General features: G+C 70.2%; 26 protein-coding genes. 17 read left to right on the forward strand and 9 right to left on the reverse strand.

What is annotated here, in order from left to right; translation table 11 throughout:
* Positions 1 to 106: 106 nt before the first annotated feature.
* The 4 genes from IE177_RS01510 (at position 107) to IE177_RS01525 (ending at position 4723) form a co-directional block, all read left to right on the forward strand.
* The gene (locus IE177_RS01510; RefSeq protein ID WP_190012841.1) at positions 107 to 1258 is read left to right on the forward strand and encodes a hypothetical protein; all 1152 of its coding nucleotides are present in this window, start codon (positions 107 to 109) and stop codon (positions 1256 to 1258) included.
* A 208-nt stretch (positions 1259 to 1466) separates the two neighbouring features.
* Positions 1467 to 1928, forward strand: coding sequence for a hypothetical protein (locus IE177_RS01515; RefSeq protein WP_190012842.1), 462 nt, complete (start codon positions 1467 to 1469; stop codon positions 1926 to 1928).
* A gap of 9 nt (positions 1929 to 1937) precedes the next feature.
* Positions 1938 to 3773, forward strand: a complete 1836-nt coding sequence (locus IE177_RS01520) for an alpha/beta hydrolase (protein WP_190012843.1) — start codon at positions 1938 to 1940, stop codon at positions 3771 to 3773.
* A 116-nt stretch (positions 3774 to 3889) separates the two neighbouring features.
* Positions 3890 to 4723, forward strand: a complete 834-nt coding sequence (locus tag IE177_RS01525) for a hypothetical protein (RefSeq protein ID WP_229815847.1) — start codon at positions 3890 to 3892, stop codon at positions 4721 to 4723.
* Between the two features lie 40 nt (positions 4724 to 4763).
* Here IE177_RS01525 and IE177_RS01530 read toward each other — a convergent pair whose 3' ends face one another.
* The gene (locus IE177_RS01530) at positions 4764 to 4958 is read right to left on the reverse strand and encodes a DUF397 domain-containing protein (protein WP_190012845.1); all 195 of its coding nucleotides are present in this window, start codon (positions 4956 to 4958) and stop codon (positions 4764 to 4766) included.
* Positions 4959 to 4966: 8 nt separating this feature from the next.
* The gene (locus IE177_RS01535) at positions 4967 to 5809 is read right to left on the reverse strand and encodes a helix-turn-helix domain-containing protein (RefSeq protein WP_190012846.1); all 843 of its coding nucleotides are present in this window, start codon (positions 5807 to 5809) and stop codon (positions 4967 to 4969) included.
* 208 nt (positions 5810 to 6017) lie between these two features.
* Between IE177_RS01535 and IE177_RS01540 the strand changes: the two genes are divergently transcribed.
* The gene (locus IE177_RS01540; RefSeq protein ID WP_190012847.1) at positions 6018 to 6431 is read left to right on the forward strand and encodes an ATP-binding protein; all 414 of its coding nucleotides are present in this window, start codon (positions 6018 to 6020) and stop codon (positions 6429 to 6431) included.
* A 48-nt stretch (positions 6432 to 6479) separates the two neighbouring features.
* On the opposite strand, the gene IE177_RS01545 is transcribed toward IE177_RS01540, so the two are convergent.
* Entirely contained in the window at positions 6480 to 7454 is a 975-nt protein-coding gene (locus IE177_RS01545) for a helix-turn-helix transcriptional regulator (RefSeq protein ID WP_190012848.1), read from the reverse strand.
* Between the two features lie 101 nt (positions 7455 to 7555).
* Here IE177_RS01545 and IE177_RS01550 point away from each other — a divergent pair, with 101 nt between their 5' ends.
* On the forward strand, positions 7556 to 8290 hold the full coding sequence (locus IE177_RS01550) for an alpha/beta fold hydrolase (protein ID WP_190012849.1): 735 nt from the start codon (positions 7556 to 7558) through the stop codon (positions 8288 to 8290).
* Positions 8291 to 8430: 140 nt separating this feature from the next.
* Here IE177_RS01550 and IE177_RS01555 read toward each other — a convergent pair whose 3' ends face one another.
* Positions 8431 to 9090, reverse strand: coding sequence for a class I SAM-dependent DNA methyltransferase (locus tag IE177_RS01555; RefSeq protein ID WP_190012850.1), 660 nt, complete (start codon positions 9088 to 9090; stop codon positions 8431 to 8433).
* 234 nt (positions 9091 to 9324) lie between these two features.
* Here IE177_RS01555 and IE177_RS01560 point away from each other — a divergent pair, with 234 nt between their 5' ends.
* The 8 genes from IE177_RS01560 (at position 9325) to IE177_RS01595 (ending at position 18516) form a co-directional block, all read left to right on the forward strand.
* Complete coding sequence (locus tag IE177_RS01560) at positions 9325 to 10560, forward strand: amidohydrolase (RefSeq protein ID WP_190012851.1); 1236 nt, start codon at positions 9325 to 9327, stop codon at positions 10558 to 10560.
* Positions 10561 to 10882: 322 nt separating this feature from the next.
* Positions 10883 to 11941, forward strand: coding sequence for a BMP family lipoprotein (locus tag IE177_RS01565; RefSeq protein WP_190012852.1), 1059 nt, complete (start codon positions 10883 to 10885; stop codon positions 11939 to 11941).
* Positions 11942 to 12108: 167 nt separating this feature from the next.
* Complete coding sequence (locus IE177_RS01570; protein WP_373305014.1) at positions 12109 to 13668, forward strand: ABC transporter ATP-binding protein; 1560 nt, start codon at positions 12109 to 12111, stop codon at positions 13666 to 13668.
* Positions 13665 to 14792, forward strand: a complete 1128-nt coding sequence (locus tag IE177_RS01575) for an ABC transporter permease (RefSeq protein WP_190012853.1) — start codon at positions 13665 to 13667, stop codon at positions 14790 to 14792. The genes IE177_RS01570 and IE177_RS01575 overlap by 4 nt, the downstream gene beginning before the upstream one ends.
* Positions 14792 to 16078: an ABC transporter permease gene (locus IE177_RS01580; RefSeq protein WP_190012854.1), complete on the forward strand. Its 1287-nt coding sequence runs from the start codon at positions 14792 to 14794 to the stop codon at positions 16076 to 16078. The genes IE177_RS01575 and IE177_RS01580 overlap by 1 nt, the downstream gene beginning before the upstream one ends.
* A complete protein-coding gene (locus IE177_RS01585) occupies positions 16075 to 16482 on the forward strand; it encodes a cytidine deaminase (protein ID WP_190012855.1) in 408 nt (135 codons plus the stop codon). Before IE177_RS01580 ends, IE177_RS01585 begins: the two co-directional genes overlap by 4 nt.
* Before the next feature lie 76 nt (positions 16483 to 16558).
* Positions 16559 to 17836 carry a thymidine phosphorylase gene (locus IE177_RS01590; RefSeq protein ID WP_190013331.1) on the forward strand — a complete coding sequence of 426 codons (1278 nt, stop codon included), beginning with the start codon at positions 16559 to 16561 and terminating at the stop codon, positions 17834 to 17836.
* Positions 17837 to 17931: 95 nt separating this feature from the next.
* Positions 17932 to 18516, forward strand: coding sequence for a Uma2 family endonuclease (locus IE177_RS01595; protein WP_190012856.1), 585 nt, complete (start codon positions 17932 to 17934; stop codon positions 18514 to 18516).
* A 7-nt stretch (positions 18517 to 18523) separates the two neighbouring features.
* Here IE177_RS01595 and IE177_RS01600 read toward each other — a convergent pair whose 3' ends face one another.
* Both IE177_RS01600 and IE177_RS01605 read right to left on the reverse strand, forming a co-directional pair.
* Positions 18524 to 19444, reverse strand: a complete 921-nt coding sequence (locus tag IE177_RS01600; RefSeq protein ID WP_190012857.1) for an AEC family transporter — start codon at positions 19442 to 19444, stop codon at positions 18524 to 18526.
* Positions 19445 to 19517: 73 nt separating this feature from the next.
* Entirely contained in the window at positions 19518 to 20174 is a 657-nt protein-coding gene (locus IE177_RS01605) for a hypothetical protein (RefSeq protein ID WP_190012858.1), read from the reverse strand.
* A gap of 82 nt (positions 20175 to 20256) precedes the next feature.
* On the opposite strand from IE177_RS01605, the gene IE177_RS01610 reads away from it, so the two are divergent.
* Positions 20257 to 20643 carry an STAS domain-containing protein gene (locus IE177_RS01610; RefSeq protein WP_190013332.1) on the forward strand — a complete coding sequence of 129 codons (387 nt, stop codon included), beginning with the start codon at positions 20257 to 20259 and terminating at the stop codon, positions 20641 to 20643.
* Here the strand turns inward: IE177_RS01610 and IE177_RS01615 are convergent.
* Together IE177_RS01615 and IE177_RS01620 are read right to left on the reverse strand one after the other, a co-directional pair.
* Positions 20527 to 21540, reverse strand: a complete 1014-nt coding sequence (locus IE177_RS01615; RefSeq protein WP_190012859.1) for a sigma-70 family RNA polymerase sigma factor — start codon at positions 21538 to 21540, stop codon at positions 20527 to 20529. The two genes, IE177_RS01610 and IE177_RS01615, sit on opposite strands and share 117 nt — an antisense overlap.
* Positions 21541 to 21683: 143 nt before the next feature.
* The gene (locus tag IE177_RS01620) at positions 21684 to 22973 is read right to left on the reverse strand and encodes an MFS transporter (RefSeq protein ID WP_190012860.1); all 1290 of its coding nucleotides are present in this window, start codon (positions 22971 to 22973) and stop codon (positions 21684 to 21686) included.
* Positions 22974 to 23035: 62 nt separating this feature from the next.
* Between IE177_RS01620 and IE177_RS01625 the strand changes: the two genes are divergently transcribed.
* Entirely contained in the window at positions 23036 to 23995 is a 960-nt protein-coding gene (locus IE177_RS01625; RefSeq protein ID WP_190012861.1) for a LysR family transcriptional regulator, read from the forward strand.
* A 4-nt stretch (positions 23996 to 23999) separates the two neighbouring features.
* Here the strand turns inward: IE177_RS01625 and IE177_RS01630 are convergent, their stop codons facing one another.
* The gene (locus IE177_RS01630) at positions 24000 to 24761 is read right to left on the reverse strand and encodes an alpha/beta hydrolase (RefSeq protein ID WP_190012862.1); all 762 of its coding nucleotides are present in this window, start codon (positions 24759 to 24761) and stop codon (positions 24000 to 24002) included.
* Positions 24762 to 24894: 133 nt separating this feature from the next.
* On the opposite strand from IE177_RS01630, the gene IE177_RS01635 reads away from it, so the two are divergent.
* A complete protein-coding gene (locus tag IE177_RS01635) occupies positions 24895 to 26082 on the forward strand; it encodes an adenosine deaminase (RefSeq protein ID WP_190012863.1) in 1188 nt (395 codons plus the stop codon).
* Positions 26083 to 26216 lie beyond the last annotated feature (134 nt).

Consider the following 26216-nt stretch of genomic DNA (forward strand, 5'->3'; position numbering starts at 1 on the left):
GCCGGTCCGCTGACGAATCACGCACCGAACTCCATACCGCACTACTCGACGCACCGCTCGACGCAATGCCCGACGGAATGCCCTACGACGGGACGGTCGTACGCCGATGAGCCCCCGCGCCGGTCACACCGGCCACCCTCCCCGCACGCTCGCCTTCGTGGAGAGCCCGGTCCAGCTGCTCAACGTGCTGGAGTGGGCGCACCTGCACGGCCTGCAGGGCGCGCGGCCGGACGCCCTGCCGTCCGTGCCCGCCCAGAAACGGCGGACGGTGGCCGGTGGGACGCCACCGGCAGGCGCGGAGCTCACGGTCGTCGTCCTGTCCCCGACCGACCCCATGACCCGGGGCCAGCTGCGCCGCATGGCCGACCTGGCCCGGGACGAGGGGCACCGGGTGCGCTGGGAGGAGGCGCGGGGTGGCACCACCGCGCCCTTCCACACGATCGGCGGCCTGGCCGGCTCGCTGCGCCGCGCCGACCGGATCGTCATGGGGGACCCGTTCTCCCGCTACGTACAGCTGCTGCTGACCATCACCCGCGCCCGCGACCTGGTCGTGGTCGACGACGGCACGGCGACGATGGAGTTCGTCGCCCAGCTGGCCCGCGGCGAACGCCTGGTCCGCTGGCACCGCAAGGGCGGCCGCCGCGGCCCGCTTGACCTGCTCTTCGCCCCGGTCTCCGCCTCGGCCCGCCGCCGCCTCACCCCGGCCGAGGGCCGCCGGGTGGAGGTCTTCTCCTCCATGCCGGTGACGGAGACCCCGGACGGCGTCACGGTCACCGCCAACGACTTCGCCTGGACCCGCTCCCGCTTCGGACCCCCGCGCATCACCAAGGGCGCGGACATGGTCGGCACGTCCCTGGTGGAGACCGGGGTCGTCGACGGCGACCGCTACCTGGAGGCCGTCCGCGGCCTGGCCGAGGTCCACGGCACGACCCGGTACTTCGCCCACCGCCGCGAGAGCACCGACAAGCTCCACCGCCTGGCCGCCGAGACCGGCCTGGAGATAGTCCGCCCGGACCTCCCGCTGGAACTCATCGCCCGCCGCGGCCCGATCGGACGCACGATCCTCAGCTTCCCCTCCACGGTCGTCCACACCCTCCCCCTGGCCCTGGCCGGCACTGGAGTCCGCGTGGCGGTCTGCGACATCGACCCGTCCTGGCTGACGGAAACGGCGTCACCCCGCGCCCAGGGCTTCCTGTCCGGGGTGACGGGAACGGCACGGGACGTACACCGGCTGACGTCGGTGGCGGCGCTGGCGTAACGGGCGCACGGCGACCACACACCGGTGCCTCACTGCCGCCGGCATGAGTACGGATACTCAGCCACTGTGGCGGCGGGTACGGATGTGGCCGGAATGCAGAGCCCGTAAGTTCCCTCCAGATAGGGTCTTTTCTGCTTCACGACGTGTGCACGGACCATGCCGCGTCGGCCGGGCTGCCGGCAACGGGGATACGGGGAGGGAATCAGGCATGTCCTGGGCAGAGTGGGAACAGCTTAAGGCGGATGCGGCGGCGCGTGCCTCCACTCAGATGCGGCTCAACAGCATCCCGGCCGATCCGGGGGGATCTTCATCCGGCGGTGGACTCTCGCCACAGTTGAAGTCCAAGAAGCAGGCGTGGATTAAGGCCGGTGGGGACACCAAAGGGCTGAAGGACGACATCGGCAAGGCGCTGACAAAGCTGGAGGAAGGGCAGTCGGGCCTGGGTGATACGACCGGATTACAGTCGGCAACGGCGCAGAAGGAGTTATTCGACTCCTGGAGAAGGTACGTCCATGATGTGAGCGGCCGTTGCGGTGACCTGGGCGGTCTGATGGAGCGGTCGGGGCATGAGTTCTGGATGCTCGACTCGGACGTCAAGGCTCAACTGGACAAAATCAGCATCAAATATCAGGACACCGATCCGCTCGGCGGCCACTCGAAGGGCAAGTGATCGGTGGTCATGGATATCGCGACGCTGAAGGATTTCAAGCCGTCCGAGTACGAGGAAGCGGCTGACGGGTACCGGGCCATAAGCGATATGGCTGGCTCGTCCATGGACGCGGTAGATAACCAGATCTCTGCCGGAATTCGCAATCAGCTCAGGGGTGAGGCAGCGAAGGCGGTTCTCGGAGAACTTCGAAAGCTGTCCAAGAACTTCCACTACGTTCAGACAGAGTGCGCTCTGGCCAGCACCGCGCTGAATGGATTCGCCTTCGACATGGGTGCCGCGAAGCGGAAGTTGGAGGCAGCGCTGGCGGACGCACACGCGGCCAGTTGCACCGTGGGCACGGATGGATCGGTCACCTACCCGGCGGGCGGCAAGGAAGTCGACGGCAAAGCACCAGAGGGCGGCACCATGCCGCCGGGGACCAGCCCGACGAACCCGACCTCGGCGTCGCTGGAACGCACGGCGGCCAACATGCACCCCAATCCGAATTTCGGCAAGGCCCAGGACTTGGCGAACCGCATCGGCGACGCACTGCAGGAGGCCGAGGAAGCCGACCACAAGTGGGCACCGAAACTGCGTGCGCTCAAGGCCGACGACGACCTGGTGGTATCCGCTCGGGACTGGACGGACGTCAAGTCCGACACCGATGGTGTCCGCACCGCAAGCAAGGGCTACCTCGGCTCCCTGCCGCATCCACCGAAGGACGGCAGCCCAAAGGGCAATGCGGCTTGGTGGAAGGGGCTCACTCCGGAGCAACAGTCGGACTACCTGGCCGTGCATCCGGACTCGATCGGCGCGATGGACGGACTTCCGGCCGCCGCACGGGACCAAGCCAACCGTACAGTGCTCGATGAGGCACGCTCCGAGGCGCAACTGGACTACGACGCCTGGTTGAAGGACCATCCCGAACCCAAGCGGTACACGCCCTACATCAATCCGCTAACGGGCACCGAGGTGAAGGGCGCGATGGTCGAAAGCCAGGAGTGGAAGGACTGGGAGAAGGCACGGAAAGGCGCGCGCGGAGGGCTCGACGGCATGGAGGCGATCCAGCAGCGTTTCGACACCAGTACTGGCGAAGAAACCCGGCCCTATCTGCTCGGGTTCGACACCAGGAACCGGGGGCATGCCATCGTGTCGATCGGCAATCCTGACACCGCGGACAACGTGGTCACCTATGTGCCTGGAACCGGTTCCACTCTGAATGGCATCGACGGCGACATTAATCATGCCTTAGCGCTTCAAGTAAAAGCGGAACGCATGGACCCCGCGCACTCCACCGCATCGATCGCATGGCTCGGGTATGACGCCCCACAGAGCCTCCTCGGTGACGCGACGGATGCCAAGTACGCTGATGCTGCCCGTGAGCCACTGACTGAGTTTCTGACGGGAATCGATACCTCTCATCAGGGATCGGTCAACTCCACGCTATTGGGACACAGCTATGGCACCCTTGTCGCCGGTGAAACCATGCGGGACCACCCCGACCTGCCCGTCGACAACGCCATCCTCGTGGGCAGCCCTGGCGTGGGCGTCGGACACGCCAAGGACTTGAACATCGGATCCGACCGCGTCTGGGCGGCCACTGCCAAGAACGATCTGGTTAATCTCGCTCCGCCGCCCTCCGGAACACTGGCACCCCTGAACCCGATGGCATACTGGCGCCTTTTCAACGACCATTCGGTCATGTACGGCAATGATCCGACATCGGACGAGTTTGGCGGTCAGACCTTCCACGTTGCCGATGGGAAGTTGCCGCTCTCGGATGGGTTGATGCCTGCGCACTCCCAGTACTGGGAGGGAGACTCCTTGAACAACATGGCGAAGATCGTAACCGGAGGAAAGCCGTGAAACTGGGTAGAGCGGTATCGGTTGCCGCAATGCTGATCACCACAGGCGCGGTAGTTGCTTGCGGGTCGAATCAGGACGAGGGCGGAACGAGTACGACTACGTCGAAGCAGGGTGCCATGGATGAGCAGCAAGCAATGAAACGCGCCGAGCAGATCATTCGGCAGGCGGTGGATGGCATGTCGCCGAAGCCGACTCTCAAACGGGTCGGTCCTGTACCTGTTGGAGCCTGCCTTGCGGACGACCACAGCTCTGGCGGGCGTCAACAGGTCAGCCTCACATACCAGCTCACCGGCGTACCGGGCACTCAGGCCAAGAACCTGGTGCGGCAAGCGCGGGACGCCTGGGTGAAGAAGGGTTACAAGTTCCAGTCATCAGACGCCGACTGGTCCGATCCTTTCCCCACGGTGAGCATGCGTACTGATCGCGACGACTTCTGGATGGACGCCATCACCGGTGTTGTGGACAAGGAAAAGGGTGAAGGCCTTGCCTCTATCGGTGTGACCTCACCTTGTTTCACGCCGAGTGCTGCCTCCTCGGCCGACCCGGCCTCCTTTCAGCGTGTTCCCCTTCCCGCAGATGAGCAGGCCGAGCGACGGGCGCTCGGCCACTCCAGCCGCATCTATGACGTACTCCGGTTGCAACATGCACCGGCGAGGGAGGGAGAGGGCCTCGCCACCTACCAGGAGGGTGGAGACACCTACGCCCACCACGCCTGGTCGACCCAGCCAGCGGGGAGCGACAAGACGGTTCAGGCGCTGGAGCGGGCGCAGGCCTACTTCGAGAGCGCCGGCTGGGCGGTACGCCATGTCCCGACGGCGACTGGTGCTCCCGCACTCCTGGCCCGGAACGCGGCAGACGGGACGGTGTCCCAACTGGCGCCGTCCGTTGATGGCACGCTGCGGGTTGGAGTGACGACTCCCGTCGTGGGCCCCGGTGTCACGACGGCGTGACGTCGCGATCGTGCGGCGGGCGTCGATCGGCTCAGGTCGTTCAGGGGCGCTGGTCAAGTCTCAGAGATGCGATGAAGGGGGCGAAGACCGCGGCTGGGAAGGTGAGGATGCCCGCGGATCGGTCCTTGGAGTCGCGTATGGCTATGTGGGTGGGTGAGTTCGCGATCTCCACGCAGGAGTCGCCGTCGCCAGGCCCTGAGTAGGACGACTTCCGCCAATTGTCGGGCGTCTCCATGGGATGCCTCACAGCTCTTTCGCCAGCCTGTGGATGAGGTCGCGCGAGCGCTCGGGGTCGAGCGACGCGGCCTCCACTTTATGAAAGAGTGTTCGATAGGCGACCAGCTGGGCTTCGGAGTCGATGAACGCCGCTCCATGAGGTCCGTCGCGTACGACGGTGTCCAGCTTTGAGACGGCTCCTCCGGCGTACGTCATGGCGCTTGCGGCGCCTGCGAATCCCTCAAGGCGCATGGGGATGACGCGCACGGTGGCGTGCTGCTCCGCCGAACGTTCCAGAATGTGTGCGAGTTGGACTCGCGAGGCGTTCCGGTCGCCGACCATGATGCGCAGCGCCGCCTCGTGGACGATCACCTCGTACGGGGTCCCTGCGACAGCTGCCTTGCGCTGCATCCTGTGGCGTACCCGCAGTTCGATGTCTTCGGCGGGCAACTCGGGAACCCGGTACGAGAAGACGGCGCGTGCATAATCCTCCGTCTGGAGGGGGCCGGGAACGAAGAGGAACTGGACCTCTCGCAGGAAGGTCGCGTGGTGTTCCAGCTCGGCGAGATCGAGAAACGGGGTGGGCAACAGCTCCCGGTACTCCTCCCACCAGCCACGTGTGCGGTCGGTCGCCATGGCTACCAGGGCGTCGATCAGTGCGTCGTCCGTGCACGAGTAGTTCGAGACGAGGCGGCGCAGCCGCTTCTCGCTCACGCCCGCGAGGCCTGACTCGATCTGGCTGATCTGCGGAGCACTCACGTCGAGGAGCGTTGCCGCCTCCCTGGCCGTCAGGCCCGCCGCGTCGCGCAGTCTGCGCAACTCGACTGCCAAGCGCACCTGACGTGCTGTCGGCTCGGCCCTCAGTGCCATCGACTGGTCCTCCCAACGCGCCGGTGCGCGCGACTCGTTCGAGTGTCAGGTTACGGGACCGGCTTGCCAAACATAAATGTTTATCCCTACCGTCGGTGACGTGATGCACACGTAGCGGGAGTGCGTTGCTCCGTCGTGCCACGACGGCTGCGGTGAAGCCACCGCTTGCGCATCTCCCTCACCCCAACACCGACGGAGTCGATTTCGCATGCCCGAAAACGAGCCCTGGGACTACAACCTCTACATCCCCAACGACCTCAGAGCGGTGACCGTGTGCCGTCGCACCCTGCGCCTCATCCTCACGATGCACGGGTTGATCGGCCTCGTGGACACGGCGGAGCTGCTTGCGACGGAGCTGGTGTCGAACGCCGTGCGGCACACGAAGGGGCCGGCGGCGCTGAGGGTGCGCCGGTCCCGGGAGGGGGTGGTGTGGATCGGGGCGTGGGACACGGACCCGGCACCGCCGCCTCCGTCGCCGGGATGGGGGCAGTCCGTCGGGTTGGAGGAGGGAGGGCGAGGTCTGGGGTTGGTGAGGGCATGTGCCGATGGGTGGGGCTGGCAGCCGTCGGCGCGTTTCGGGGACCGGGGGAAGTTCGTGTGGTGCGAGCTCGCGGCGGGATAGCGGCACGCGGCGCAGGCAGGGAGTGAGCGCGATGGCGGCCGCGTGCCGTTAGCGTGGGGGTCCTCCCGGTGCTCGGTCCGCGGTCGCGGCCAGCCGGGCGGCCAGGTCCTTGAGCGACTGCCGTAGTTCGTCGGGGCGGTGGATGGTGAAGGGCCATTCCAGGGAGGCCAGCAGGTGTGCCATGCCGTCCAGCCGTTCCGCCCTCGCGCGCATGAGGACGCCGTCGGGCCGGGCGGTGAGGGTCGCCGCGGAGCGCGGCAGCCGGCGGGTGATCTCACCGAGGGGGCCTTGGATGGTGACCTCGACCTGCCAGCGATAGGGCCCCTGGGCCAGGGTCGAGGTCAGGTGGGCCACGGGGTCGAAGCCGTCGGGTGTGGTGAAGCCGCCGGCCCGGGAGGTGACGGAGGCGATGCGGTCGATGCGGAAGGTACGCAGGCCGTCGCGGAGGTGGTCGTGGCCGACGACGTACCAGCGGCCGGTGTGGAAGACGACGCCGTAGGGGTCGACGTCGCGTTCGGTGTGTTCCTCGCGCCAGGACCGGTGGCTGATGCCGACGGTCGTCCGGGAGCGGGAAGCCTGCGCCAGGGAGAGCAGGACGCCGGTTCCGGGGGCCTGCCCGGTCACGGCGCCGGCGGTGAACGACAGGGTTTCCCGCATGGCGGCGAGCGGTTCGCGCAGTGCGTGCGGCAGGACCCGCTCGATCTTGGCCAGGGCACCGGCAGTGGCCGGCGCGGCCGTGCCCATGCCCAGACGTTCCGCCGCGAGCAGGCCGAGGACGACGGCGAGAGCCTCGTCGTTGGTGAGGACCAAGGGCGGCATCCGGTAACCGCGGGCCAGCCGGTAGCCGCCGTAGCGGCCCCGCTCCGCCTGGACGGGGATGCCCAGTTCCCGCAGGTGGGCGGTGTACCGGCGCACCGTGCGCACGTCGGTGTCCAGGCGGTCGGCCAGCTCCGCCCCGGTGAGCTGGGCGTTGGACTGGAGCAGTTCCAGCAGGGTCAGCACGCGGGTCAGAGGATGCGACATGATCACTCGATATATCAGGGCGGATTCTGTCCTGTATCGACCCTACGCTCCCCGCAGCACCTAGTTCTGGCACTTCTGGTACTTCTGGGGAGACCGACCACATGGCCACTTACGTACTGGTTCCCGGCGCCTGGCTCGGGGCATGGGCCTGGGAAGACACGGCCCGTGCGCTGCGGGAGCGCGGCCACACGGCGCTGCCGCTGACCCTCACGGGCCTGGCCGAGCTCACCGATCGGGGCGGACCCCGGACGGACCTGGACACGCACATCGCGGACATCACCGGATTCGTCGAGCGGAACGATCTGCGCGACGTCACGCTGGTCGCCCACAGCTACGCGGCTGCCCCCGTCACTGGGGCGGCCGGACGTCTCGGTGACCGGCTGGAGCGCGTGGTCTACGTGGACAGCGCCCCGTTCGCCGCGGGCATGTGCATGCTCGACCTCATGCCACCGCAGGCGGCGGACCAGCTGCGCCAGCAGGTTTCCGCTTCCGGCGACGGGTGGCGGCTGCCGATGCCGTCCTTCGAGTTCCTGGGCTTGTCCAGCAGCCTCGACGGGCTCGACGAGGACCAGCGGGCCGTTCTGCGCGCGCGTGCCACCCCTCAGCCGTTCGGTACCTACACCCAGCGCCTGGCCGGCCCGGTCGAGCCCGGCAGCGGTGTGGACCGTGTCCTGGTCGCCTGCCACGACTTCACGGGACTGCTGGATGCCGGGGTGCCGATGCTGGCCTTCGTGAACCAGCCGCCGTGGCGGCGCTTCGACCTGCTCACCGGGCACTGGCCGATGCTGTCCGCGCCCGCCGAACTCGCCGGCGTTCTCGACACGGCCGTCTCCTGATCGCGCCGGCTCGCGAGAGGCACGGTCCGGTCGCGAGAGGTGATTGGTGGGTTTGGGCCCGGGGGCTCGATGAGCTGGCTGGTCGAGGTGGGGGTGTGGGCCCCGGTCTGCCAGTTGTGTCTCGGGGCGGGGAGGAGCCGTCAGGGCAGTGGCTTGCGGTACAGGAGGAATGCGCGGGGGCGGGTTTCCGTGTCCTGGGGTTCGCGCAGGAGCGTGGCCACCGGTTCCAGGGACGCGGCCGTGAGCAGCGCCCTCATCTGGTCCGGCGTGCGCCAGTGGTAGTCGAGGGCGATCTCGTGGCCGAAGCGTTCGGACAGGTGGAGGCGGCCCGGTTCCGTGCCGGACTGGAAGGACAGGAGGACGGGGGCGCCCGGGAGCAGCGTGCGGTGGAACTCGGCGAAGGCTGTCGGGAGGTGGTCGTCGGGGACGTGGATCGTGGAGTACAGGGCGAGGATGCCGCCCAGCGTGGCGTCGGGGAGGTCCAGGGACGTCATCGTGCCGACGTGGAAGCGCAGGCCGGGGTGGGTTTCACGGGCCAGGGCCACCATGGTGGGGGAGACGTCCACCCCGAAGGCCGGTACGCCCCTCTCGTGGAGCAGTGCGGTGACGTCGCCGGGGCCGCTGCCCAGGTCGGCCACGGGTGCCGTGCCGTTCGCCGTGACCAGGTCGGCGAAGGCGATGACCAGCGTGCGGTCCAGGGGGTGGGTGAGGCCGGTCGGAAAGCGGGCCGCGTAGTCCTTGGCGATCGCGTCGTAGGAGGCGCGGGTGGTCTGCAGGAAGTCCGCCGATGAGTCGCTCACGGCTGCGGACCCTACCGGCAGGGGGGTCGTTTCGGCGTCCGGTTCCCGGACACGGCGCGCGTGAGGGCGGTGATGCGTGGTATGCGTGGAGTGAGGAAACAGAGGTTTTACCCATCAGAGTCCGCCGCCATGCGTCCGCCGGTCAGAATTTCTTCCCCTAACGGGCTGAACTTTTGTTGATCGAGGGGTAGTTGACCAGCCGGGCGTCCTACCCTTCAGAGGGTGAAGCAATTGATGTCCCTAGAGTCCGAGGCCGGCCTCGCGGGGGATGTGCTCCCCGGCGCGCTGAGCGAGTCCCTGCACGCCGAACTCGTCGCCTTCCGCCGCGACTTGCACATGCACCCAGAGCTGGGCAACCAGGAGTTCCGTACGACCGCCGCGATCAAGGAGCGGCTGGAGCGGGCCGGGCTCAAGCCCCGCGTCCTCGCCATCGGGACCGGACTCGTCTGTGACATCGGGATCGCGGAGGGTGAGCGCCCGGCCGTGCCGATGCTGGCGCTGCGGGCGGACATCGACGCCCTGCCCATCCCCGACATGAAGACGGACTGCCCCTACCGGTCGACCGTGCCCGACCGTGCGCACGCGTGCGGTCACGACGTCCACACGACCGTCGTGCTCGGCACCGGGCTGGTCCTCGCCGACCTGCACGCCAAGGGGCTGCTGTCCCGGCCGGTCCGGCTGATCTTCCAGCCCGCCGAGGAGGTGCTGCCCGGCGGGGCCATCGGGGCCATCGCCGACGGGGCGCTCGAGGGCGTCGGCCGGATCCTCGCCGTGCACTGCGACCCCAGGGTGGACGCCGGGAAGGTCGGGCTGCGGCACGGGCCGATCACCAGCGCCTGCGACCGTCTGGAGATCGCCCTGGACGGGCCCGGCGGGCACACCGCCCGCCCCCACCTGACCACCGACCTGGTCACCGCCGCCGCCCGCGTCGCCATCGACGTGCCCGCGCTCGTCGCCCGGCGCGTCGACACCCGCGCCGGACTCGCCGTGACCTGGGGCCGGATCGAGTCCGGCCACGCGCCCAACGTCGTCCCGCAGCACGCCGAGCTGTCCGGCACCGTGCGCTGCCTGGACATCAACGCCTGGCGGGACGCCCCCGACATCGTGCACGCGGCCATCGACGAGGTCGCCACGCTGCACCGCGCCAAGTCGGAGATCAACTACATGCGCGGCGTGCCGCCCGTGGTCAACGACCGGGAGTCCACCGAGCTGCTGCGCCGGGCCATGGTCGCCCGGCGGGGCATGGGCTCCGTGGAGAGCACGGAGCAGAGCCTCGGCGGCGAGGACTTCTCCTGGTACCTGGAGGAGGTGCCCGGCGCGATGGCCCGCCTCGGAGTGCGCCGGCCCGGCGACCGCACGGTGCGCGACCTGCACCAGGGTGACTTCGACGCGGACGAGAGTGCGATCACGGTCGGCGTGGAGATGTTCACCGCGGCCGCCTTCCTGGAGGCGGACGCGACGGAGAGGTGACGGAGCACTCGGGTGTGGACCCCGGCGCGGGCCTCCCGCGCCGGGCGGGACCCTCGCGCGTGCACCCTTTCACCGGCCGGCGCAACACAGTCGCAAGCCATTCGCACACGGTGTGCAACATCGCCGTGAGAGGGCTCGGAGTCCGAGTTCAGATGGTGTTTGCCTCGAATCGATAACGGAGTCGCGAGAGGGTTTTTTGCGACATCTACGCGCGTTACGATGCCGCGAAGCCGACGCCAATGGGGGCGCCTCGGCTGAGGCACTGACATGGTGCTCACATCAAGCGCCGACACGGCGCTCAGGTCAGGTGAAGGAGCCTCCCGTGCGCCGGGTAGCCAAGCTTTCCGCTGCGTGTATCGCGACCGCAGCTCTCGCCGTGACTGCCACTGCCTGTGGCAGCACCTCCTCCGACAACGAGTCCAGCTCGCCCTCCTCCTCGGGTGGCGGCAAGGGCGTCAAGATCGGTCTCGCCTTCGACGTCGGCGGTCGTGGCGACCGCTCCTTCAACGACTCCGCCGCCCGCGGTGCCGACAAGGCCAAGAAGGAGTTCGGCGGCGAGATCAAGGAGCTGACCGCGAAGACCTCGGACACCGAGGCCGACCGCGAGCAGCGCCTGTCCGACCTGGCCGAGGCCGGGTACAACCCGATCATCGGTGTCGGCTACGCCTACGCCGCCTCGATGGGCAAGGTCGCGGCGAAGTACCCGAAGACCAACTTCGGCATCGTCGACTCGGTGGTGGACGCCAAGAACGTCGACAGCATCACCTTCACCGAGGAGCAGGGCTCCTACCTGGCCGGCGTCGCCGCCGCGCTGAAGTCCAAGACGAAGCACGTCGGCTTCATCGGCGGTGTCGACGTCCCGCTGATCAAGAAGTTCGAGGCGGGCTACGTCCAGGGCGTCAAGGACACCAACCCGAAGATCAAGGTCGACACCCAGTACCTGAGCCACGGCTCGGACACCTCCGGCTTCGCCAGCCCCGACAAGGGCAAGGAGGCCGCGGCCGGCATGCTGGACAACGGCGCCGACGTGATCTACTCCGCGGCCGGCTCCTCCGGCAACGGTGCGATCGAGGCCGTCAACGGCAAGAAGGGCGCCTGGGCCATCGGCGTCGACTCGGACCAGTACAGCATCCCGGGTCTGGCCAAGTACAAGAACTCGATCCTGACCTCGATGGTCAAGAACGTCGACCTCGGTGTCTACGACTTCGTCAAGTCCGTCCACGGCGGCAAGCCGCTGACCGGCACCAACAGCTACTCGCTCAGCAAGGACGGCGTCTCGCTGTCCACCAGCGGCGGCTTCATCGACGACATCCAGGGCAAGCTGGACGCGGCGAAGAAGAAGATCGTCGACGGCTCCGTCAAGGTCAAGACCACCCCGTGACCTGACGGGTCCCGTCGGACCTGGGCTCGGCGCGGGAGCGGCTTCCGCAGCTCCCCGCCGAGCCATAACAATGTGTCAACTCTACGCGTGTAGCATTGAGTTGCCGCGCTAGCGTCGCCGACGCCTGCCCCCTCCCCGCATCCCCTTTTCCCCGAGGAGAGTGCGCCATCAACGCGTCCAGCCCTCCCGCTGCCGTCGAACTGCGCGGCATCACCAAGCGTTTCCCCGGCGTCGTCGCCAACCGCGACATCGACATCACGGTCCGCACGGGCACCGTACACGCCCTCTGCGGCGAGAACGGCGCCGGCAAGTCGACCCTGATGAAGATCCTCTACGGCATGCAGCAGCCGGACGAGGGCACCATCACGGTCAACGGCGAACAGGTCACCTTCCACAACCCCGGTGACGCCATCGCCCGCGGCATCGGCATGGTGCACCAGCACTTCATGCTCGCCGACAACCTCACCGTCCTCGAGAACGTCGTCCTCGGCGCGGAGAAGCTGTACGGCATCGGCGGCAAGGCGCGCACGAAGATCAGGGAGATCTCCGACGCGTACGGCCTGGGCATCCGGCCCGACGTCCTCGTGGAGGAGCTCGGCGTCGCCGACCGCCAGCGCGTGGAGATCCTCAAGGTCCTCTACCGCGGCGCCAGGACCCTCATCCTGGACGAGCCGACCGCCGTGCTCGTGCCGCAGGAGGTCGACGCGCTCTTCGACAACCTGCGCGAGCTGAAGGCCGAGGGCCTCACCGTCATCTTCATCTCCCACAAGCTGGGCGAGGTGCTGTCCGTCGCCGACGAGATCACCGTCATCCGGCGCGGCACCACCGTCGGCACGGTCGAGCCGCGGGGCACCACCCCCAAGCAGCTCGCCGAGCTGATGGTCGGCAGCGAGCTGCCCACGCCGGAGACCGAGGAGTCCACCGTCACGGACGTCCCGATGCTCCAGCTGGACGGTGTGCACCTGTCGCAGACCGACCTCGACGGCGTCGAGCGGATCATCCTGGACGAGATCTCCTTCACCATCCACAAGGGCGAGGTCCTCGGCATCGCCGGTGTGGAGGGCAACGGCCAGTCCGAGCTGGTCGAGGCGATCATGGGCATGCGCCGGCCCGACGCCGGCGTCGTCACCCTCGACGGCGCCGACATCTCCCACACCCCCACCCGCGACCGCCGCGAGTCCGGCATCGGCTACATCCCCGAGGACCGCCACCGCCACGGCCTGCTGCTGGAAGCGCCGCTCTGGGAGAACCGCATCCTCGGCCACGTCACCGAGAAGCCCAACTCGCGCGGCGGACTGCTCGACCTCAAGGGCGCCCGCGCCGACACCCAGCGCATCGTCGAGGCCTACGACGTCCGCACCCCCGGTATCGACGTGACCGCTGCCTCGCTGTCCGGCGGCAACCAGCAGAAGCTGATCGTCGGCCGCGAGATGAGCCACGAGCCCAAGCTGCTCATCGCCGCCCACCCCACCCGCGGTGTGGACGTCGGCGCACAGGCCGCGATCTGGGACCACATCCGCCAGGCCCGCCGCGAGGGCCTTGCCGTGCTGCTGATCTCGGCCGACCTGGACGAGCTGATCGGGCTCTCCGACACTCTGCGGGTGATGTACCGCGGCCGCCTGGTCGCCGACGCCGACCCCGCCACGATCACCCCCGAGGAGCTGGGCTCCGCCATGACGGGTGCGGCCACCGGCCACCTGGAGAGCACAGAGGACGACGAGCGATGAAGAAGCTGACCCAACGCATCGACAAGGAGCGGCTGCTCCTCGGCATCGCCGCGCCGCTGCTGGCGGTCGTCGCCGCGCTCGTCGTCACCGCCCTGGTGATCCTCGCGACCGGCAAGAACCCCGGCGACGCGTTCAGCGACATGGTGACGTACGGCTTCGCCAGCGACAGCCAGGTCTACATCCTGAACAAGGCGACGACGTACTACCTGGCGGGTGTCGCGGTGGCCATCGGCTTCCGCATGAACCTGTTCAACATCGGCGTCGACGGCCAGTACCGGCTCGCCGCGTTCATCGCCGCCGTCCTCGGCGGGGCGCTCACCGCGCCCGGCTGGATCGCCATCCCGCTGATCATCCTGTGCGCGATGGCGACCGGTGCCCTGTGGGCGGCCATCGCCGGCATCCTCAAGGTGACCCGGGGCGTCAGCGAGGTCATCTCGACGATCATGCTGAACTCGATCGCCACCGCGATCATCGCCTACCTGCTCCAGCCCGGGAAGCTCGGCCAGCTGGACCAGGCGGGCACCCTCGTCTCCACCAAGCCGCTGCCGGCGTCCTCGTACTTCTTCAGCTTCGACACCGGCCCGGCCGGTGTGCTGTGGGGCTTCGTCGTCGTCGCCGTGCTCGTCGGCATCGCGTACTGGTTCGTCCTCGGCCGCACCCGCTTCGGCTTCGACCTGCGCACCGTCGGCCAGTCCGAGAGCGCCGCGAGCGCGAGCGGCGTGTCGGTGAAGAAGATGGTCGCCACCAGCATGATCATCTCGGGTGCGGTGGCCGGCCTGATCGGCATGCCGACCCTGCTCAACGACAGCCACCAGTTCAGCAACGACTTCCCGGCGGGTATCGGCTTCACCGGTATCGCCATCGCGCTGCTCGGCCGCAACAACCCGATCGGCATCGCGCTCGGCGCCCTGCTCTGGGGCTTCCTGGAGCGCACCACGAACCACCTGGAATTCCAGGGTTACGACAAGGAAATCCTCGGCGTCATCCAGGGCGTCATCGTCCTGTGCGTCGTCATTGCCTACGAGGTCGTGCGCCGCTACGGCCTGAAGCGCCAGCAGCAGAAGGTCGGCGCCGAACTCGCCGCCCAGGCCGCCGCCGCGACGAAGAAGCAGGAGGTGGCGTGATGACTGCCACGATGACCGACGCGCCGCCGCCGGCGGCCCCCAAGGCGGCGGGCGCGCCGCAGCGCTCCGGCCGCTCCACCGGCCAGGTCCTCATGATCGTCGCGGGCGCCCTGCTGCTCCTGGCGGCGGTCCGCGTGATCACCGGCGCCAACCAGCTCGACTCCGCCGGACAGGTCGGCGCCGCCCTCGGCCTCGCCGTGCCGATCGGCCTCGCGGGTCTCGCCGGCCTGTGGTCCGAGCGGGCCGGCGTGGTCAACATCGGCCTCGAAGGCATGATGATCCTCGGCACCTTCGGCGCCGGCTGGATCGGCTGGCAGTCCAGCCCCTGGCTCGGCCTGCTGTGCGGCATCGGCTTCGGTGTCCTCGGCGGCCTGGTGCACGCCGTCGCCACCATCACCTTCGGTGTCGACCACATCGTCTCCGGCGTCGCGGTCAACCTGCTCGCGCTCGGTACCACCCAGTACCTCGCCAAGCTGTTCTTCGCCGACGGCAAGCCCGCGGAGGCGGGCGGCAACCCCAAGCAGTCCCCGCCGGTGGACTCGCTGCCCCACGTCACCGTCCCCGGTCTCTCGGACGGCCTCTCCTCGCTGGAGAAGCACCACTGGTTCCTGGTCTCCGACCTCGCCGGCATCGTCGGCGGCCTGATCACCAACCTGTCGGTGATCACGATCCTGGCCGTGGTGCTGTTCGTCGCCAGCTGGTGGCTGCTGTGGCGCACGCCGTTCGGCCTGCGGCTGCGGTCCTGCGGTGAGAACCCGACCGCCGCCGAGTCCCTGGGCGTCGACGTCTACCGCTACAAGTACGCGGCCGTGGCCGTCTCCGGCGGCCTCGCCGGTCTCGGCGGCGCCTTCCTCGCGCTGGTCACCTCCCACACCTACCTGGAGGGCCAGACCGGCGGCCGCGGCTACATCGGCCTCGCGGCGATGATCTTCGGCAACTGGCGTCCGGGCGGTCTCGCCATGGGTGCGGGCCTGTTCGGCTACTCCGACGCGCTCCAGCTGCGCAACGGCGGCACGACCGTGCACGCGCTGCTGCTCCTGCTGGTCGTCCTGCTCGTGGTCCTCGCCGGCTGGAAGCTGTACCGCACCGCCGTCTGGCAGGGCGCGATCAGCCTCATCGTGGGCGGGCTCGTGCTGGCCTGGTACCTGCTCACCGACGAGGTCCCGAGCGACTTCGTGGGCGCCACCCCGTACGTCGTCACGCTGCTCGTGCTGTCGCTGTCCGCGCAGCGCCTGCGGATGCCGAAGGCGGACGGCATGCGCTACCGGAAGGGACAGGGCAAGTGACGGCGCGCCCGGACGCCGGCTTCGACTGGGAGCCGCTGCGCGCCGAGGCCCGGGAGGCCATGACCCACGCCTACGTCCCCTACTCGAAGTACCGGGTCGGCGCGGCCGCCCTGGTCGACGACGGGCGCACGGTCTCCGGCTGCAACGTCGAGAACGCCTCCTACGGCCTCGGTCTGTGCGCCGAGTGCGGGCTGGTCTCCCAGCTGCAGCGCACGGGCGGCGGCCGCCTGACGCACTTCACCTGCGTGGACGGCGAGGGCGCCCTGCTCGTGCCGTGCGGCCGCTGCCGCCAGCTGCTGTACGAGTTCGGCGGCCCCGGCCTGCTGCTGGACACGCCCGAGGGCGTACTGACGCTCTCCGAGATGCTGCCCCAGGCCTTCGGCCCGGGCCATCTCACCAAGTAACTCCCGTACGGCCCCCCTGACCCGCTCAGGGGGGCCGTGCACTTCGCACCTTCGGAAGGAAGCCATAGCCATGGCCATGGACGCCATCTCCGTCATCCGCACCAAGCGGGACCGCGGCGAGCTGACCGACGAGCAGATCGACTGGGTCATCGACGCGTACACCCGTGGCGAGGTCGCCGACGAGCAGATGTCCGCGCTCGCCATGGCGATCCTGCTCAACGGCATGAACCGCCGCGAGATCGCCCGCTGGACGGCGGCCATGATCGCCTCCGGCGAGCGCATGGACTTCTCGGCGCTGTCCCGCCCGACGGCCGACAAGCACTCCACCGGCGGCGTCGGCGACAAGATCACCCTGCCGCTGGCCCCGCTCGTCGCGGCCTGCGGCGCGGCCGTCCCGCAGCTCTCCGGCCGGGGCCTCGGCCACACCGGCGGCACCCTGGACAAGCTGGAGTCGATCCCCGGCTGGCGCGCCCTGCTCTCCAACGAGGAGATGCTGGACGTCCTCGACACCACGGGCGCGGTGATCTGCGCGGCGGGCGACGGCCTGGCCCCCGCCGACAAGAAGCTCTACGCCCTGCGCGACGTCACCGGCACGGTCGAGGCGATCCCGCTGATCGCGTCCTCGATCATGTCGAAGAAGATCGCCGAGGGCACCGGCTCCCTGGTCCTGGACGTGAAGGTCGGCACCGGCGCCTTCATGAAGACGATCGAGGACGCCCGTGAACTGGCGTCGACCATGGTCGGCCTCGGCACGGACCACGGCGTGAAGACCGTCGCGCTGCTGACCGACATGTCCACCCCGCTCGGCCTCACCGCGGGCAACGCCCTGGAGATCCGCGAGTCGGTGGAGGTCCTGGCGGGCGGCGGCCCGGCGGACGTGGTCGAGCTGACGATCGCCCTCGCCCGCGAGATGCTCGACGCGGCCGGCATCAAGGACGCCGACCCGGCGAAGGCGCTGGCCGACGGCTCGGCGATGGACGTGTGGCGCCGGATGATCGCGGCCCAGGGCGGCGACCCGGACGCGGCGCTGCCCACGTCCCGGGAGCAGCACGTCATCACGGCCCCGTCCTCCGGCGTGCTGACCCGGCTCGACGCCTACGACATCGGCGTCGCCGCCTGGCGCCTGGGCGCCGGCCGCGCCCGCAAGGAGGACCCGGTGCAGGCGGCGGCGGGCGTCGAGATGCACGCCAAGCCGGGCGACCCGGTGACGGAGGGCCAGCCCCTGCTGACCCTGCACACCGACACCCCCGAGCGCTTCGAGTACGCCCTCCAGGCGGTCCAGGGCGCCTACGACATCGAGGCGGAGGGAACCGGCTTCAAGGCCACGCCGGTTGTGCTGGAACGTATCGCCTGACCTGCGGTTTCCTCGATCGGGTGAACGGGACCGGTGGACCCCCACCGGTCCCGTTCGGCATGCTGGGATCGGTGACGCACCGATAGGAGACCGCCATGAGCGCACTCACCGTGAGCCAGGACCCCGAGCAGAGCTGGGACGACCTCGTCCGGTTCTGGGAGGAGATGGACTGGCCCGAGGGCAGCAAGGTGGAGATCATCGAGGGGATCGTCACCGTGTCACCTGCTCCGGCATTCCGCCACAACGTCATCGCGGAGCGAATTCAGCGTCGCCTCTACTCTGTGATCCCCGACGACTGGGGGATTTATCAGACACTGGGCATCGCCGTGCCCTCTCGACTGGGAATGCTCATCCCGGACCTTGTGGTCGTTCCGTTGCCCGAGTGCGCAGAATCGGACACCCACATCCCCGCCGCCCTCGCCGAACTCGTCGTCGAGGTGACGTCCAAGTCCAACGCCCGCCACGACCGCGTCAGCAAGCCCGCCGCCTACGCCACCGCCGGGATCCCGCTGTATCTCCTCATCGACCCCTGGGCCCCCGGAGGCCCCACGGCGACGCTCTACGGGGAACCCAAGGGAGACGTCTACCGGGTCCTGAGCGCGGTGAAGTTCGGTGATCCCATCAGGCTGCCCGAGCCGTTCGGCGTGACGATCGACACCGGCGAGTTCCCCGTCGGCTGATCACGCGTCACCCGAGCACCGCCGCCACCCCCACCAGCACCGGCACCGAGACCACCGTCGACAGCAGGACCGACTCGCGGGCCAGGGACTCGGCGACGCGGTAGCGGCTGGCGTAGGTGAACAGGTTCTGGGCGGCCGGGAGCGCCGAGGTGACCACCACGTCCAGCAGGGGTGCGCCGTGGAGGCCGAAGAGGGGCGCGGCCAGGACCCAGGCGACCGCGGGCTGGCCCAGTGACTTCAGCGCCACCGCCAGCAGGACCGGGTGGCGGTCCCGTCCCCGGCCGGGGGCCGTACTGCCGTGCAGGGCCATGCCGAAGACCAGCAGGGCGGCCGGTACGGACATGTTGCCGATCAGGGTGAGCGGGTTCAGCAGCGGACCGGGAAGCCGCAGACCGGCCGCCGACACCACCACGCCCGACAGGGAGCCGACCGCGATGGGGTTGCGCAGTGGGGTGAGCAGCCGCTGCCACACCGTGCCCTTCTCGCCGGCGCCCGACAGGTCGAGGATCGTGAGTGCGACCGGCGTGACCAGCACGACCTGGAACAGCAGCACCGGTGCCACCAGGGACGCGTCCCCGAGGACGTACGCCGCGATCGGGATGCCCAGGTTGCCCGAGTTGACGTAACCGGCGCACAGGGCGCCGATCGTGGTGCGGCCCACACCCCAGTGCCGTACGGTGCCCACCGCGACGAAGACCCCGGCCACCGCGCCGGTGCTCAGCGCCGTCACCAGCAGGCGGCTGGAGAACAGCAGCGTCAGGTCGGCCTTCGCCAGGGTGGTGAACAGCAGCGCGGGACCGGCCACGGTGAAGGCCAGCCTCGTCAGCACCTCGCCGCCCTGCTCGCCGAGCGTCCCGCGCCGCCCGAGCACGTAGCCCACACCGATGACGACCGCGATCACCGCGAACCCGCTAAGCACCCCCTGCACGGGGACCACCCTCCGGGGGAGGGCGCGAGCCGGTCAATGTGATCTTCGCCGGACCCGTGCCCCGCGGCCCGCGTCAACCGCGCAGTCGTCCCGGCAGCCGCTGGGGCGGGAGGTCGACCCGGCCGAGGGTGTCGGTGGTGACGCCTTCGGGGAGGCGGGTGCAGCCCGCGGTGGCGAACACTTCGAGACGGCCTCGCGGGTACGTCCTGACGTGTACGGTCGCACCGCCGCCGGGCGGGGTCGCCTCCAGCGAGACGACTTTGCCGGCCGCCGTGGACGTGGTCGCGTCCCAGCCCTGCCGCTCCAGCCGGGTCCGGGCCCGCCGCAGCGCCGACTGCCCGGCCTCGGCCGTGATCCCCTTCAGGGCCCACTCGGTGCGGACGGTGACGACCCCCTTCACGTGCGGGGGCGAGTCGCTGAGCTGGTCGCCGAGATGGCTCAGCCCGCTGGTCCAGTAACAGTCCTCCTCGGCCTCCACGCCGCTGCCCGGCCACTCCCGGTCCAGGTGGGCGTCCGGCAGTCCGAGCGCGTCGTAGACCTCCCCGGCGCGGCCGTCCAGCCGGTCGGCGGTCACGGCCGGGTCGGCGACCGGGAAGGAGTCGCCCTCCCAGGCCCACTTCAGCCAGAGGCCGACGGCGGCGAGGGCGGTCACGGCCAGTGCCAGGGCACAGAAGGCGCGGACCTTGCCGTAGGGCCGCGGAGCGGTCGGGGCGGGCGCTGCTCGTGTCATGACCGGCATCCTGCCGCCGCCCGCCGGTGCGGACATGAGCGCTCCTACTCAGCGGACGTACTCAACGCCCCCGCCCCGCCCGATGAGTTCCGCCCGCCGCGCCGGTCTACCGCACGTGGATGCCAGGACACCGCCCGTGCTCGTGCTGCCCGGTCCCGTCGCCCGGGACCAGGTGGCCGCGCTGTGCGACGCCGTACGGACGCTGCTGGAGGGGAGCGGGGCCGGCATCGTCGTCTGCGACGCGGCCGGCCTCGGGCCGCCCGGGCTCGGCGCCGTGGACCTGCTCGCCCGGCTCGCGCTGACCGCCCGCCGGGCCGGCGGACGGATCCGGCTGCGGGACCCCGATCCGGCGCTACCGTCCCTGCTCGGCCTCGTCGGCCTCCGGTTCGAGGTGGAGGGGCAGGTCGAAGAGGGGGAACCAGCGCCTGGTGTCGAGGAAGCAGTGGAAACCGGTGATGCGGCCCTGTGAGATCTCCAGGATCTGCACCGCCCAGGGGGTGAAGCCGCCGTTGTCCTCGTCCGGCTTGTAGTGGGCGAACCCCGGCAGACCGTTGGCGTGGACGGGCAGCAGACGGGAGCCGGCGCAGGAGGCGCCCAGGGTGGTCATGAATCCCGTGATGTCGGCCGTGCCGCGCAGCCACAGGTCGAACGGCGGCATCGTCATGACCGCGTCCTCGTGCAGCAACGCCGTCAGCGCGGTCATGTCGTAGTCTTCGAACGCCGCGACGTAGCGCTCCAGCAGCTTGCGCTGCTCCTCGTCCAGCGGGTCGGAGACCGCGCCCTCGGGTCCCGACTCCCGGCGCTCGGCGAGCGTCGCCCGGGCCCGCTGCAGCGCGCTGTTGACCGAAGCCACCGTCGTGTCCAGCAGTTCGGCGACCTCGCTCGCCCTCCAGGCCAGCACCTCCCGCAGGATCAGCACCGCCCGCTGCTTGGGCGGAAGCTGCTGCAGGGCCGCCATGAACGCCAGCCGGACCGACTCCTTGGCGACCGCCGCCTCCGCCGGGTCACCGACCGTCGGCAGCACGCGCGCGTCCGGCATCGGCTCCAGCCACGTGCTGTCCGGGCGGGGGGCGAGGGCCGCCCGGGCGAGCGGCGTCGACTCGGTGAGGTCCATCGGACGCGCCCGCTTGTTCCCGGCCGACAGCATGTCCAGGCACACGTTCGTCGCGATCCGGTACAGCCAGGAGCGCAGGGAGGACCGGCCCTCGAACCGGTCGTGGCTCCGCCAGGCACGCACGAGGGTGTCCTGCACCGCGTCCTCGGCCTCGGAGGACGAGCCGAGCATCCGGTAGCAGTACCCGGTCAGTTCGGTCCGGTGCTTCTCCAGTGCGACGTCGAGATCCGCCGTCGCCGTGCTGTCGCCCATCGTCCACCCACCCCTGCGGCCTCAGTGTCAGCGCGCCTTCGCGCCCAGCACTCCGGAAGCTACCGCAGCCCGCTGACAACGGCCCCCCGAGCGGGCGAAGGCCCAGCTCGGGGGGCGTGTGCGGCATGGGCGCGACGGGATCGTCAGTGCGCCGCGGCCGGTTCCCGCCGGGCCGCCACCCGGGCCGCGCGCGTGCCGAGGACGGTGATCGTGACGACGCCGAGGACGGCGAGGACGCCGACGGTGACCGTGCCCGCCCAGCCGCTCGCGTGGAAGGCGATCGCGCCGACCGTGCTGCCGGCGCTGGAGCCGATGTAGTAGGCGGACTGGTAGAGCGCCGAGGCCTGGGCACGGCCGCGCGTGGCCGTCTTGCTGACCGCCGAGGAGGCGACCGCGTGCCCGGCGAAGAACCCGGCGGTGATCAGCACCAGGCCCAGCAGGACCAGCGGGAGGGTGTCGGCCAGGGAGAGCAGCAGGCCCGCCGCCGTCGTGCCGCCCGCCAGGTACAGCGCGCCCCGGCGGCCGAGGCGGCCCACCAGGCGGCCCGCCGCGGAGGCCGACACCGTGCCCACCAGGTACACCAGGAAGATCGAGCCGACGATGCCCTGCGGCAGCCCGAACGGGGCCCCGGTCAGGCGGTAGCCGATCACCGTGTACACGCCGCCGAACACCGTCATGAACAGCGCGCCGATCGCGTAGAGGCGGCGCAGCAGCGGGTCGGAGAGGTGGCCGCGGACCGTGCCGAGCAGCACGCGCGGCCGGAGCGAGCCCGCCTCGAAGTGCCGCGGGGCCGGCAGCAGCAGCCGGAACGCCACCGCGCACGCCACCGCGATCGCGCCGATCACCCCCACCGAGACCCGCCAGCCCCATTCCTGGGCCACCCAGCCGGTGATCACCCGGCCGCTCATGCCGCCCACGCTGTTGCCCGCGACGAACAGCCCGATCGCCGTGACCAGCGCCTTCGGCCGGACCTCCTCGGCGAGGTACGCCTGGGCCGAGGCCGGCAGCCCGGCCAGGGCCGCACCCTGCACCGCCCGCAGCACCACCAGCACGCCGATCGACGGCGCGAAGGGCACCAGCATCCCGACCGTGACCGCGACGGCCAGCGAGCCGGTCATCACCGCGCGGCGGCCGAAGCGCTCCGACAGGGCGCTCATGGGCAGCACGAACAGGGCCAGTCCGCCGGTCGCGGCCGCCACCGTCCAGCTCGCCTCGCTCGCCGCCACCCCGAACTCGCCCGAGATCAGCGGCAGCAGGGCCTGCGTGGAGTAGAGGAGGGCGAAGGTCGCGACACCGGCGAGGAAGAGGGCGAGACTCATCCGGCGGTAGCCGGGGGCGCCCGGAGTCATCCGGGTGTCGGCCGGGGAGCCGGAGGAGGGGACGGACATGACGGCGTCCACGGCGGTGGACGCCCCGGTACTGGCGGGAGACATGCCTCGACCGTAGGCACGGCCCACTCATCCGTCCAATGCATGGAATCGTCATAATCGTTCCCATGGCGCATGAGCAGAGGTCACAGCCGCGGCTGTCACCGTCCAGTGACATGAAAGACATGGGCGAGACGTCGATGCTGCTCGCGCCGCGCCTCACGTACTTCGCCGGCGTGGCCCGCACCGAGCACGTCACCCGGGCCGCCCGGGAGATGAACGTCCCCCAGTCCACCCTGTCCCGCGCGATGGCCCGCCTGGAGCAGGACCTGGGCGTCGACCTGTTCGCGCGCCACGGCCGCACGGTCTCCCTCACCACCGCCGGCCGCACCTTCCTCGCCTCCGTCGAGCGCGCCCTCGCCGAGATCGACCGCGCCGCCGAGGAGGTCCGCGCGGACGCCGACCCGGCCACCGGCAAGGTCGCCTTCGGCTTCCTGCACACCATGGGCGCCGAGACCGTACCGGGCCTGCTGCACGCCTTCCGCGCCGACCATCCGCGCGTCCGCTTCAGCCTGGTGCAGAACTACGGCGAGGCGATGCTGGAGGGGCTGCGGGCGGGCGAGCTGGACCTGTGCCTGACCTCCCCGGTCCCCGACGCGCCCGACCTGGTCGCCCGCCGCCTGGACGAGCAGAAGCTGCGCCTGGTCGTCCCCGCCGACCACCCCCTGGCGGTCCGCCGCCGCATCCGGCTGGCCGAGGCGTCCGAGGAAACCTTCGTCACCCTCGAGCCGGGCTACGGCCTGCGGCGCATCACGGACGACCTGTGCCGGCAGGCGGGGTTCCGGCCGAACGTCGCCTTCGAGGGCGAGGAGGCGGAGACCCTGCGGGGCCTGGTCGCGGCCGGCCTCGGAGTCGCCCTCCTGCCTCCGCCGACCGTTCCCAGACCGGGCGTGGTGGAACTGACGGTCACGGCCCCCAGGGCCGCGCGCGAGATCGGCGTCGCCTGGCTGGCCGACCGGCCGGACACCCCGCCGGTGGCCGCCTTCAAGAAGTTCCTGCTCTCCAGGAGGGGGAGCCTGCTCCCCTGAGGGCCTACCGCCGCAACGACTTCCCGAATCCGGCGGCCAGCGGCATCCGCAGCCCGATCGGCGGCGGGGCGGCGAGCGCGTCCTCCACCGGCCGCGACACCGCGTGCCCGAACAGGGCGCCCATGACGAAGTCGACCGCCAGGGCGGTCACCTCGTGCCGGTGCCCGTGCAACGCGTGTCCGTCGGAGTGCACTTCGAACCGGCAGACCTCCCGGTTGGCCTTCTTCGCCCGCTCCGCGTACCTGAACGAGAGCTCGGGGTCGCTGCGTTCGTCGTTCGTGCCGTGCACGATCAGCACCCTGCGCCCCGCCAGCTGCCTGACCGGCTCGGCGGGGGCGGCCACGTCCTCCTCCGGCAGACAGGGGGCCAGCGCGACCACGGAGTCGACCGCCTCGTGCCCGCCGGCCCGCAGCGCCGCCCGCCCGCCCATGCCGAACCCCACCAGGCAGACCGGCACGTCCCCGTACCGCCGCACGACCTCGTCGGCCGCCCACTCCGCGTCCGCCGCCGGGTGCGCCTGGTTCCCGTTCCAGCCCCGGTACCGGTAGCGGACGGGGTGCACGGCCAGGCCCTCGGCGCGGCCCGCGCGGGCGAGCGCGCGGCTCAGGGAGCGGACGAAGACCGTCACCCATACGGGGGACGGCCGGCGCGCGGAGACCTCCGCCCCGCCGGGGAGCAGCAGCACCGCTCCGCTGACCGCCGTCGGCGCCGGGCCGACTGCCTTCCCCAGACCGGCCGTTCGGACCGGCGCCGCTTGCTGTCCCATGGCAGAACAGTGTCAGAAGGCGCGGCGTACGAAACCCGTACGTGCGGTCACCATTGCGTATCGACGGAAAAGTGCCGGGAGTGAGCGTCGCGTCCTCCGGGTTCTCTACGCGCGTAGGCGTTAGAGTGCGGAGATGACGAGCCAGACTGCACCGACCGGGCCCGTCCCGGCGACCGTGCCGGCGCACGTTCCGACGCCGGACCAGATCCGCCGCGCGCCCAAGGTTCTGCTGCACGATCATCTCGACGGCGGTCTCCGCCCGGGCACCGTCGTCGAGCTCGCCCGCGAGACGGGCTACCCGGAACTCCCCGAGACCGATCCCGGCAAGCTGGGCGTGTGGTTCCACGAGGCCGCCGACTCCGGCTCGCTGGAACGGTACCTGGAGACCTTCAGGCACACCGTCGGCGTGATGCAGACCCGCGAGGCGCTCGTCCGGGTCGCCCGCGAGTGCGCCGAGGACCTCGCCGCGGACGGGGTGGTCTACGCCGAGGTGCGGTACGCGCCGGAGCAGCACCTCGAACGCGGCCTGACCCTGGAGCAGGTGGTCGAGGCCGTCGACGAGGGGTTCCGGCAGGGCGAACGGCTCGCCCGGCGAAACGGCCACCGCATCCGGGTCGGCGCGCTGCTGACGGCGATGCGGCACGCCGCCCGCTCACTGGAGATCGCCGAACTCGCCAACCGCTACCGGGACTCCGGCGTGGTGGGCTTCGACATCGCCGGGGCCGAGGCGGGCCACCCGCCCACCCGGCACCTCGACGCCTTCGAGTACCTCAAGCGCGCGAACTTCCACTTCACCATCCACGCGGGCGAGGCGTTCGGCCTGCCGTCCATCTGGCAGGCGCTGCAGTGGTGCGGGGCCGACCGGCTCGGGCACGGGGTGCGGATCATCGACGACATCGAGGTCCGCGAGGACGGCTCGGTGAAGCTCGGCAGGCTGGCGTCGTACGTCCGCGACAAGCGGATCCCGCTGGAGCTGTGCCCCACCTCCAACCTCCAGACCGGGGCCGCGTCCTCCTACGCCGAGCACCCGATCGGGCTGCTGCGCCGGCTGCACTTCCGGGCCACCGTGAGCACCGACAACCGGCTGATGTCGGACACCACCATGAGCCGGGAATTCGAGCACCTCGTCGAGGCATTCGGTTACACGCTCGACGACCTGCAATGGTTCACCGTCAATGGAATGAAGTCGGCGTTCATTCCTTTCGATGAACGGCTCGCGATGATCAATGACGTCATCAAACCCGGATACGCGGAGCTGAAGTCCGAATGGCTGTTCCAGCAGACGGCCACCACCAGCGGCTTCGCTGATCCGCACGCCTAGACGCGGAGCCCGCCCCGGCGCGGAACGCGGACACGCTTTCACAGGGCGTCCGCATTTCGGTGTTTGCGGCGGGTGGTCCGGCGTGTTTACGGTCGGGGACCGCTCAGATCGTTCGATCTCCGTCTCCGCATTCA

It is taken from the genome of Streptomyces lucensis JCM 4490 (assembly GCF_014650035.1).
Lineage (GTDB): Bacteria > Actinomycetota > Actinomycetes > Streptomycetales > Streptomycetaceae > Streptomyces > Streptomyces lucensis.

Coding starts and splice junctions, on each gene's coding strand:
- IE177_RS01615 (WP_190012859.1), bottom strand. CDS start 21,540: ATGGGCGACAGCACGGCGACGGCGGATCTCGACGTCGCACTGGAGAAG.
- IE177_RS01525 (WP_229815847.1), top strand. CDS start 3,890: ATGGATGAGCAGCAAGCAATGAAACGCGCCGAGCAGATCATTCGGCAG.
- IE177_RS01590 (WP_190013331.1), top strand. CDS start 16,559: ATGGACGCCATCTCCGTCATCCGCACCAAGCGGGACCGCGGCGAGCTG.
- IE177_RS01545 (WP_190012848.1), bottom strand. CDS start 7,454: ATGTCGCATCCTCTGACCCGCGTGCTGACCCTGCTGGAACTGCTCCAG.
- IE177_RS01535 (WP_190012846.1), bottom strand. CDS start 5,809: ATGGCACTGAGGGCCGAGCCGACAGCACGTCAGGTGCGCTTGGCAGTC.
- IE177_RS01515 (WP_190012842.1), top strand. CDS start 1,467: ATGTCCTGGGCAGAGTGGGAACAGCTTAAGGCGGATGCGGCGGCGCGT.
- IE177_RS01550 (WP_190012849.1), top strand. CDS start 7,556: ATGGCCACTTACGTACTGGTTCCCGGCGCCTGGCTCGGGGCATGGGCC.
- IE177_RS01620 (WP_190012860.1), bottom strand. CDS start 22,973: ATGTCTCCCGCCAGTACCGGGGCGTCCACCGCCGTGGACGCCGTCATG.
- IE177_RS01530 (WP_190012845.1), bottom strand. CDS start 4,958: ATGGAGACGCCCGACAATTGGCGGAAGTCGTCCTACTCAGGGCCTGGC.
- IE177_RS01540 (WP_190012847.1), top strand. CDS start 6,018: ATGCCCGAAAACGAGCCCTGGGACTACAACCTCTACATCCCCAACGAC.
- IE177_RS01605 (WP_190012858.1), bottom strand. CDS start 20,174: ATGACACGAGCAGCGCCCGCCCCGACCGCTCCGCGGCCCTACGGCAAG.
- IE177_RS01520 (WP_190012843.1), top strand. CDS start 1,938: ATGGATATCGCGACGCTGAAGGATTTCAAGCCGTCCGAGTACGAGGAA.
- IE177_RS01575 (WP_190012853.1), top strand. CDS start 13,665: ATGAAGAAGCTGACCCAACGCATCGACAAGGAGCGGCTGCTCCTCGGC.
- IE177_RS01625 (WP_190012861.1), top strand. CDS start 23,036: ATGGCGCATGAGCAGAGGTCACAGCCGCGGCTGTCACCGTCCAGTGAC.
- IE177_RS01610 (WP_190013332.1), top strand. CDS start 20,257: ATGAGTTCCGCCCGCCGCGCCGGTCTACCGCACGTGGATGCCAGGACA.
- IE177_RS01580 (WP_190012854.1), top strand. CDS start 14,792: ATGACTGCCACGATGACCGACGCGCCGCCGCCGGCGGCCCCCAAGGCG.
- IE177_RS01635 (WP_190012863.1), top strand. CDS start 24,895: ATGACGAGCCAGACTGCACCGACCGGGCCCGTCCCGGCGACCGTGCCG.
- IE177_RS01595 (WP_190012856.1), top strand. CDS start 17,932: ATGAGCGCACTCACCGTGAGCCAGGACCCCGAGCAGAGCTGGGACGAC.
- IE177_RS01560 (WP_190012851.1), top strand. CDS start 9,325: ATGTCCCTAGAGTCCGAGGCCGGCCTCGCGGGGGATGTGCTCCCCGGC.
- IE177_RS01630 (WP_190012862.1), bottom strand. CDS start 24,761: ATGGGACAGCAAGCGGCGCCGGTCCGAACGGCCGGTCTGGGGAAGGCA.
- IE177_RS01510 (WP_190012841.1), top strand. CDS start 107: ATGAGCCCCCGCGCCGGTCACACCGGCCACCCTCCCCGCACGCTCGCC.